The organism is Lysinibacillus sp. DFXJR4, assembly GCF_057196045.1.
The window spans coordinates 1,137,209-1,146,196 of sequence record NZ_JBXUNW010000001.1 but is presented as its reverse complement, the minus strand read 5'-3'; the positions used below and the strand labels follow the sequence as shown (position 1 = coordinate 1,146,196).

General features: G+C 36.0%; 6 protein-coding genes. 3 read left to right on the top strand and 3 right to left on the bottom strand.

The window, feature by feature from the left end:
* Positions 1 to 253: 253 nt before the first annotated feature.
* Positions 254 to 616: a VOC family protein gene (locus AC2CGN_RS05755; RefSeq protein WP_429981358.1), complete on the top strand. Its 363-nt coding sequence runs from the start codon at positions 254 to 256 to the stop codon at positions 614 to 616.
* 343 nt (positions 617 to 959) lie between these two features.
* Positions 960 to 1,898, top strand: coding sequence for an NlpC/P60 family protein (locus tag AC2CGN_RS05750; protein ID WP_429981357.1), 939 nt, complete (start codon positions 960 to 962; stop codon positions 1,896 to 1,898).
* Between the two features lie 538 nt (positions 1,899 to 2,436).
* Here AC2CGN_RS05750 and AC2CGN_RS05745 read toward each other — a convergent pair.
* Entirely contained in the window at positions 2,437 to 3,822 is a 1,386-nt protein-coding gene (locus tag AC2CGN_RS05745; RefSeq protein ID WP_429985047.1) for a UDP-N-acetylmuramoyl-tripeptide--D-alanyl-D-alanine ligase, read from the bottom strand.
* Between the two features lie 94 nt (positions 3,823 to 3,916).
* Positions 3,917 to 5,311 carry a Mur ligase family protein gene (locus tag AC2CGN_RS05740; protein WP_429985046.1) on the bottom strand — a complete coding sequence of 465 codons (1,395 nt, stop codon included), beginning with the start codon at positions 5,309 to 5,311 and terminating at the stop codon, positions 3,917 to 3,919.
* 148 nt (positions 5,312 to 5,459) lie between these two features.
* Between AC2CGN_RS05740 and AC2CGN_RS05735 the strand changes: the two genes are divergently transcribed.
* The gene (locus AC2CGN_RS05735) at positions 5,460 to 6,665 is read left to right on the top strand and encodes an ATP-grasp domain-containing protein (protein WP_484513168.1); all 1,206 of its coding nucleotides are present in this window, start codon (positions 5,460 to 5,462) and stop codon (positions 6,663 to 6,665) included.
* 88 nt (positions 6,666 to 6,753) lie between these two features.
* Here the strand turns inward: AC2CGN_RS05735 and AC2CGN_RS05730 are convergent, their stop codons facing one another.
* Positions 6,754 to 8,955, bottom strand: a complete 2,202-nt coding sequence (locus AC2CGN_RS05730; RefSeq protein WP_429981353.1) for a YheC/YheD family protein — start codon at positions 8,953 to 8,955, stop codon at positions 6,754 to 6,756.
* Between the last annotated feature and the right edge of the window lie 33 nt (positions 8,956 to 8,988).

Here is an 8,988-nt window from a genome sequence, read left to right as displayed (position 1 = left end):
GTGCTAACGGAGCGGCAGCAACATGATGTTTTTTGTGCGAAAGCATAGTGCTAACGGAGCGGCAGCAACATGATGTTGGTCACTCAGTCGCTGCCACAGGATGTGGCGTTCTTAGACTGAGTTCCTCTTTTTCAGTAGATGGTTGGACACCCAATGAAAAGAAACCAAAACCGCATTCATCTCACGACCTGTAGAGGTGGGAGACTTCTGCTGAATGAAGATAGAATTATTACATGTGAAGGTGGGATAAAAAATGATTATTGGCTTGCATCATGTTCAGATTACCATACCACAAGGTGCTGAAGCACAAGGCAGGGATTTTTATTGTCAGGTTTTAGGGTTGAAAGAGATTGAAAAACCTAATTCCTTAAAAGGAAGAGGTGGATTTTGGTTGCAAGTAGGAAAAATGGAGGTGCATGTTGGAACAGAGGAAGGCTTTAATCGCTTTACTACTAAGTCTCATATTGCCTACCAAGTTGAGGATATAGCATTTTGGAAGGCTAGATTAACAGCGCACTCCATAGAAATAATTGAATCCATTCCAATCCCAAATTTTGAGCGCTTTGAATTTAGAGATCCCTTCGGTAATCGTGTGGAAATGATTCAACAATTATAATCTTTCGAGCAGCCAGTTTACAATTGGCTGCTTTCTATACTGGTACATTTCAATTGATGCTAAATTAAAATCAACTTCGCATTGGCGTAATTGTTGCTGTAGCTATGCTTTCGATACAAAAAACAATTACTGAATGAAGATCAATACATCCTATTGAAACAATTGTAACGAAACTGTAAACTCAGGCGATGAAGCCTTTTATATCAAGCTATTAGGGCAATTTCCAGCAATGCGTGGTAACATTTACCTCAAAGAAGCCTTGCTTTTTCATGCTACGATTAATTCCAATGGCGAGCCAAAATAGGATTAATCCTAGCATTAGCTTTAGGAGGTAACTAACAACATGAATAAACGATTTTTAAGCACTACATTAGCATTATCAATAGGTTTTACTACATTAGGAATGGTACAGCCAGCTGTTCAGCCAATAGAGGTCGAAGCTGCTACTATTAATAATCTCAACAATCAACAGGCTGTTGCTGCAAAGGCAGAGCAACTAATTCAAACTGGTAAAAGTTTAATTGGAAAGGCAACATACAGCAATACGGTATACAAGCCTACATATCCATATAAATTTTCCTGCGCTTCATTTTTGATGTACATTTTTGAGAAAAATGGTGTCGATCTTGCAACGTACAATGAAGATTATATGATGAAGCAAGGAACATATGTAGCTAAAAATCAACTACAAAAGGGTGATTTATTATTCTTTAAAAGTAAAAAAACTGGTACAGATCCTGATCACGTAGGGATGTATATTGGGGATAATAAAATCATTCACATGGCTGATTCTAAACAGAACATCGTAATTTCAGATTTAAGCAGCAAACCCTATTATACAGAGAATTATGTAACAGCCCGTAGAGTATTACCTACCCTACTTTCCGCTAACCCTGCAACAAAGGGTGATAAAGTTGTCGAAAACGCTTATAGCTATAAAGATAAAGTGACGATGAGTTCAACGATTAATGAAAAAAGTCTCCGTTTTACTGGCCCTGGATTTGTCGAGTATGTTTATCGTAAAAGTGGTGTAAATCTTGGTACAACCAATTTAAAAGAGCAAATGAAATTAGGAACTACGGTTTCACGTGCAAATTTAAAGAAAGGTGATTTAGTATTCTTTAATAGTACCCCGGGATCTCAAACACCTTCAATGGTAGGCATATATGCAGGAGATTATCGTATTATGATTCCTAATTCAAATGGAATTATTACTAGAGTAATGTTCGTTGATTATTATGATAAGCATTATATTACGGCTAAACGTGTTTTTTCAAATTAACAACAAATTCAATTTGAGTGAAAGGCTATGACAAAAGCTTATAAACTTCTTTGGTTGCATACTATAGAATAATTATATAAAGAAGTATTCCTCCATGAGGGTACTTCTTTTTTTAAGCGTTAAAAAACATGACCGAGGTAATATTTGAAGGTAAAATTTTTGTCGAAATATAAGAAAATCTTTGTTTTAGGGGAGGCCTTGCTGAATTGGTGAGAATATGTGCACAATTGATTCGTATTGATGTTAGATAGAAGATCATCTGTACTTAATAGAATGATTGGTCAAGGGACATAAGAAATTAGATTGTGGCATAGTTTGTCATATGAATAATTTCTATGAGCGAGTGATGACCCGCTTCCAACGCCAGTGGAACGAAGAGACAAATTTCACGTTCAATGGCAAGTTATCTGTGCGAAAGATAGCAACAGCAACAACGAGTCGGCATCACTGTCGATTCTCTTTCGCACAGAAGTTATTGAGGCTACAATCCTATTTATTGCTTAGGCTTCGTTTTGATACAAAATTTCTTCTAGGTTTTTTATTTTTCTTTCAATTGATTGGCAAACTCTATCATGGATCGACTCGACATTGGTCCCTTTATTAATACAATCGTTTCAGAATCAAGCTGGGATTTTAGTAGATCCAAAACACCTGTGACATCCTTAAATATATGAATTTCTGCCTTCGAGCCTTCCTTTATCGCTTGCTTTGCGATATGCTCGGCTCGATTGCCAATGGTAATAAGCGTATGAATATCTCTTTTGGCAACCAACGAGCCAATTTCTCGATGATACTTTTCCTCAAACCTACCTAATCGTTTAATATCTCCTAAAATAAGAATGACTTTCTTTCCTTTTCCTATTGTATCTAATACTTTTAAGGCTGCTTCAACAGAAGTTGGATTATTGGTCCATGTATCATCTACTATTGTACTTTCTCCTATGCCCGTTGAAAATTCTAGATGTCTGGCCATTGGTTTAAATGTTCTCAAACCAGCGATGGCTGTATTGAACGATAATCCCATTTCCTTTGCCGCAGCGATAGCTGATAAGGCATTGTATACTTGGTGTTCTCCATAGCCAGGGACAAATACATTATACTTTGCACCTGACACCTGCAGTACAAACTTCATGCCATTTTTCATAAATTGTATGGTAGTGGCTTTATAGTCTGCCTGTTCATGTACACCAACGGTAATAATTTTCCCTTTGAAAGTATGCAAGGGAATTTTTTTGGTATTTTCATCATCTGCATTAATAATTAATGTGCCACCTTCTGAAATACCTTCTAAAATTTCCGCCTTTGCTTTTATATAGCCTTCAAGATTTCCACATCCATCAAGATGATGTACACCAATATTTGTAATAATACCAATAGTAGGCTGATAGATCATACATTGATGTTTAATATTTCCTGTATTTCCTAAACCTAATTCAAATATGGCTGCTTCTGTTGACTTATCGATTCCCGTTAAATACGGTAAGGATTGACGAGGTTCATTTTTACTGCTAACAGATGCTTGAACATTCCATTCTCGACTAGCAATATGCTTAATCATTTCTTTTGTTGTTGTTTTTCCACAGGTCCCTGTCAAAGCAACCACTGGTATTTGAAATAGATTTCGATAATAGTCAATAAATGTCCAATATGCCTGCCCAATGCTTTTCACTTGGATAACAGTTGTATTGGCTAATGCATTTTTTAATTCTGCTGACGATTTATCTGAAATAACTAGTGCCGGACCTTTGCGATCTATCTCCTGCCAATTGATAGTATCTCCCCTACTTACAAACATGAGCGTATGACTTTGAGTCAAATCATGCCGGTTATAATAAATTGCCTGCTTGACAGACCATTGTTCAGAACCGCACAATAAATCCCCTTGCAATACCTTCCTTAGGTTTTTTACTTTTATTTGTTGCAAATTTACTCTGCCCCCTTTCTTTGAAATACATCGCTAAGCTAGCGAGAGGTGAAAACAAATTTTATTAAAATATTGTAATGAATTGATAACCAAACTATTCAGGTGGTAATCCTTTCTTTCTTTTTAGATCTGTTGCTAAATTAGAAACCTGCTTACTATACATATCTCCTTTAACAAGAAGAATCGTATTTTCGTCCACTATATCTTGTAATAGTTTATAGGCGAGCAAACTATTTTTAAATGTATAAACTGGTGAACTTAACCCTAAGTCAACAGCATGATCTGCCATAATTCGTGCATGCTCTCCGATAGTAACTAGAACATCTACACCAATTTGATGAATCAATTCTCCTGCCTGCTCATGAATGATATATCCCCATGAGCCTAAATCGGTAATTGTTCCAATGACTGCAATTTTCTTCTTGTCCTTTCCAAGCGTCTGTAAAACTTTTAAAGCTGCCTCCAACGAAGTGGTTGTTATACTCCAGGTATCATCTATAAGCACGGAATGATTAATACCTTCAAATAACTGAAGCTGCTTATTCAGATGCCGAAAGGATTGTAGTTGTTTTGCTGCCATTGGAATGGTTATACCTATTTCATAAACAGCTGCAATAGCTTCTAATGCATTATATACTTGATGTTCACCAAACCCTGGTACGAATACCTCAAAGCTCTCGTTATTATAGATAATTGTAAATAGCATTCCATTATTATGATAGCGAATATTGACAGCCCTAAAATCGCAACATTCATGTTTTCCTATTTTAATAATGTTGCCGTGAAATCTTGAAAAATCTATTTTTTTGGTGTTCTTATCCTCAGCATTAATAATTAATGTGCCCTTTGGATGAATAATATCTAGCATTTCTCCCTTTGCCTGGATATAGCCCTCCAATGTTTTACAATAATTTAAATGGTGTGCCCCAATATTCGTAATAATGCCGATTGTCGGTTTGAAATATTTTCCTGCCTTTGTTACATCTCCAGGTGAGCCAACAGCAGTCTCAAAAACAGCCGCCTCTGTTTCCTCATCAATGCTTAGTAAATATTGTAAAGATGCTGTCCTAGAATTACTGCTAAGAGTTGTTGCAGATACTTTTTTCTCTGCTGAAAGTATATGTTTGATCATCTCTTTTGTTGTGGTTTTACCAGAAGTACCGGTAATGGCTACTACCGGAATATTAAATTGATCTCGATAAAAGTTTACAAATTTCCAGTAAGCTTCATCTGCATTTGTTACTTTTATAGTAATGATTTGCCTAGGAATTTCATTATGACTGTATGACCAATCTGTAACTAACACTAGTGGATAAAGTGGTTCAAGACTTTTCCAATTAACAATACGTTTACTCGTAAAAAGAGCCGTATTAGTTTTTTTCACTTGCTTTAGTCGATAAGCCCCGTGCTGAATCAATGTTTCCTCGGACCCTTGCACTAAATTGCCTGCAGTTATCACTGTTAAGTTCTTCACCGTAAGAGGCTTCATATCAATTTCCCTCCTTTCCTAACTAGTATATGTCTGGTCATAAAAGTTGCTTGGATGTAGACAAGATACATAACTAGAGGAAAACTATTTCTTCGCATATATATAATTGTGATTAAGTATCTCAGTACCACTAAAAGGAGTGATATACCTGAAAACGATTATATTTATCGGTACAAACAAATCTGGGTCCAGTCGTGAAGCAACGAGAGCAGCAGAAAAAATGGGCTTTTTTACAGTACTTTTTACAAACAATGAAAAGCAATTACAGCAGAGAAGAGCCTATCCAGATATCCATAAAATGATTCTTATTGATACGTCAAAAATAGAAGACATGAAGGATGAAATTTATAAATTAACAAAATCAGGATTAGAAATAAAAACGATTGTTAGCTTTGTCGATCCCTATGTCCATATTGCTTCCATCTTATGTGATGAATTTTGTGATAACTATACATCATCAACTGCCATTGAAATGATGGAGGATAAGGAAAAAACTAGAAATTATTTAAAAAATCAATCCTATTCGCCAAAGTTTTTTCTTATCAAACCACATGAATCCGTTCCGACAAACCTAGAATTCCCACTGATTGTCAAATCTCCAAAGTCAACGGGCTCAAAAGATGTTTTATTAGCCAAAGATTCAAGTCAACTAAACGATCATCTCCGTTATCTTCGAAGTAAGAATTTAGGAGAAACTATTATGATTGAAGAATATATTGATGGTCCTCAATATTTAGTAGAGGCAATTGTCTATAAGCGAAAGCCTCATGTGATCGGTATTGTAGAGCAAGAAATTACAAAAGGTAAACGTTTTATCATTACAGGCTATGGGGTTCTTGTAAAAGTTCCATCAGATATACAAACTGGTCTTGAAGAAGTACTTCAATCCATTGTTAAAACATTTAACATTGAAAATGGTGCACTGCATTTAGAGCTTCGTTTAACAAAAAACGGCTGGAAGCTTATTGAGATTAATCCAAGAATTTCCGGTGGCGCTATGAATAATATGATTTTTGCAGCATTTGGCTTTAATTTAGTGGAAGAAACATTAAAGCTATTATTAGGGGAGCCTCCAAATATTCAGCCAAGACATAAAAAATTTGTCTACACAAAATATGTCATTGTCGAAAGTAAAGGCATTTTAGAGAGAGTTATTGGTAGAACCAGGGCATCTAAATCACCAGGTGTGGTAGATGTCTATGTGAAACCTAGAAGAGGAACATTGCTAACCCCTCCTCTATCCATGGGCCATCGCTACGCATATGTCATTGCAGAGGGCACTACATTGGCTGAGGCTAAACAAAATGCTGTCAATGCAGCCAAGGAAATAAAATTCATCTTAAAGGTCGCATAAAAAAGGTGGGGGTACATATATCCCCCACTGCTTTAAAAATATCCCGAGTAATTGTCCTTTTATAATTAGACAATTACTCGGTTTTTTTTTACGCCTTATAAGTGTCATCTAAAAATTTAACTGTCTCAAACATATTCGTTTTACTAGCACCCTTAACTAAAATGGTGTCATGTGGTTCGATTATTTTCTCTAACAGTGCATGGAGCTCATCTTTATTTAGAAAATGATAAACTTTCGCTGGGTCCATCCCTATTGCCCTTGCAGCGGCGCCCATTTCCTCCGTTCTAAAGCCATATGTGATAAAAAGATCTATATCCTGCTCATAAACATATTCACCCAACTTACGATACTCCTCTTCTCGCAAATCCCCTAATTCCCGCATTTGACCAATGATGGCAATTTTACGTTTCTTTGCTATGTTTGTCAGTACATCAATCGCCGCACGAACACCCTGAGGATGAGAATGAACTGTATCATCAATAACAGTAATATTATCACGACAATTATAAATCGTAAGCCGTCTAGGCGGTTTTTTGAAATTCAGCCCTGCTTGAATGTCAACTGGACTAAACCCTAAAGTATCTGCAGCTGCGATGGCATTCAAAGCATTATAAACATGATGTTCTCCTAAAATAGGAATATACATTGTTATTTCCTGTCCCTGAAGCTTTATTTTAAAGGTCATACCAACATCCTTATATTGAATATCATAGGCTTTATAATCTGCGGGACGATGAATACCAACCGTTATAATTTTCCCTTTAAATTGCTGTGTTTCTAAAAACTTAGAGTTATCATCATCTTTATTCAAGATTAATAAACCACTTTGATCCATTCCATGAATTAATTCAGATTTTGCCTTTGCCACACCCTTAATATCTCCATCAAAATTACCAACGTGTGCTAACCCAATATTTGTAATAATACTAATATTCGGTTGAATAATACTACAGTGATTCGTAATGATACCTGGGTAAGCCATCCCATACTCAAGCACTACCGCCTCATGAGAAGCGTTAATTTCCTCAGCATGTTTTTTTGTATGCTCAGTCGTATTCCAATAATCCTTCGACTCGAAAATTTTCCATTTTCTCGATAATATTGAGCCTAGAAAAGCTTTAGATGTTGTCTTCCCAGCACTTCCTGTAATAGCAATAATTGGTTTCTGCTGCTCTTTTGGTTGTGGGTGTGGTTGTGATTTTTGTTGTAGTTTTTGTTGTGGTTTTTGTTGACTAATTTCTTTTTTCACTTGTTTTTGGTTTTTCGCAAGATACATTGCATAGCGAATAGAATTAATCACAACATCTAGTTCTAAATAAAAAGCAGGAGGACAACCTGGTCGCCAGTTTACTTCATACATCCAAATTTTTTGTTGCTCATCTAAGCCCACATCAATCCCAATTTCATCAATCACCTCTCCAAATTGCACCATCTGAATTTCATCTAGGTGTTGAGCTAATGTTAAGGAGAAATGCTCTAGCATGCGTCGAATATCAAAGGCCTCTTCCTTGAATTCCTGCTCCAAGAAAGGATCTAAATAATTCGTAAATCCTCCATTATTGATATTCGGAATAATCGAACCAGCAGGGGCAATTCTCGGATAAATAGTAGTGATAACCCATTTACCCTCGCCATTTTTTTGGACGTGAAGACGGAAATCATAAACCTGACCTGCCTTCGTTTTAGATTGGATATATGGCTGCATGATAAAGGTTCCTGTAGCAAGTTGCCCTTTAATTAATTCATCAAGCTGGTGCTTGGAATATAATCGCTTTTCACTATCCTTTCTTACCTCAAAATTCGTACTACCTGCTTTCGTTATAAAATAAATGCCTTTTCCCTTGCGACCGTCTATCGGCTTAAATACGACTTTTTTATAGTAAGTAAAAAATTTATGAAATAACTCAGCATTTTTTACAACTTCTGTTGGTATTAAATATTTATCAAATTCCTTTGCTTCCTTAAGACGCTTCATTACGTTCCATTTATTCCCTATAGAATGCGTTGTAAATGGGATTTCATCTTTTAATTTATCAATAATTTCCTTTGAAACTGATAATTTTTCTGGACTACCTGCATTATAAACTACATCTGGGAAAGGCATTATTTTTTCGAGCCATTCACCATTTTCATATACCTTTCCTCTTATGGAGCGTTTGTTAAAATCTATGCTTTTTGGTGTAAAATAAAAAAATTGAGCCCCTTCCGCTTTTGCAACGGCTGCATATGCATATGACTTAATAACGGTTGTTGGGTCAAGTCGATGATGCAACATTCCGATAATTGTCATTTATCTCTCCCTTTCATATGATTCTCTCTCTAA